The 508-nt window shown below is 62.4% G+C and carries 1 protein-coding gene; it reads left to right on the forward strand.

Going from position 1 to position 508, the window contains the following annotated elements; genetic code table 11:
* Positions 1-508: condensation domain-containing protein (locus QM596_RS29585; protein ID WP_283310601.1), on the forward strand; the 508-nt coding region annotated here is incomplete at both ends.

The following is a 508-nucleotide window of genomic DNA, read 5'->3' on the forward strand; positions in this document are numbered from 1 at the left end:
CGATGTCGTTCGCGGATCTGTTGGCTTCGGCGCGTGAAGTGGATCTGCAGGCGTTTGCCCACGCTGACGTTCCGTTCGAGCGGATCGTTGAAGCGCTCGATCCGGTGCGCTCGCAGGCACACCACCCGCTGTTCCAGGTGGCATTGACTTTCCAGAACCTTGGCCAGAGTGCTCTCGAACTGCCCGGACTCACCGCCGCTGCTGTGGAATTCGACGCAGCACTGGCCAAGTTCGATCTGCAGTTCACTCTTGAAGACGCCGCTGACGCCGGTATGTCCGGCACCCTGACCTACGCGACGGATCTGTTCGACGCGGCGACAGCGGCCGAGTTCGCTGATCGGTTCGTATCCGTCCTGCATGGCGTTGTCGCGAATCCGGCCGCTGCCGTTGGCGACGTGGATGTTCTGACCGCCGGTGAGTTGGATCGCGTTCTGTCATGGAGCGACACGGGTGTCGATCGTGGTGTGGAGTCGACGTTGTCGGCGTGGTTCGATGATGCTGCTGCGCG

It is taken from the genome of Rhodococcus sp. IEGM 1406 (genome assembly GCF_030056745.1).
GTDB lineage: Bacteria > Actinomycetota > Actinomycetes > Mycobacteriales > Mycobacteriaceae > Rhodococcus_F > Rhodococcus_F erythropolis.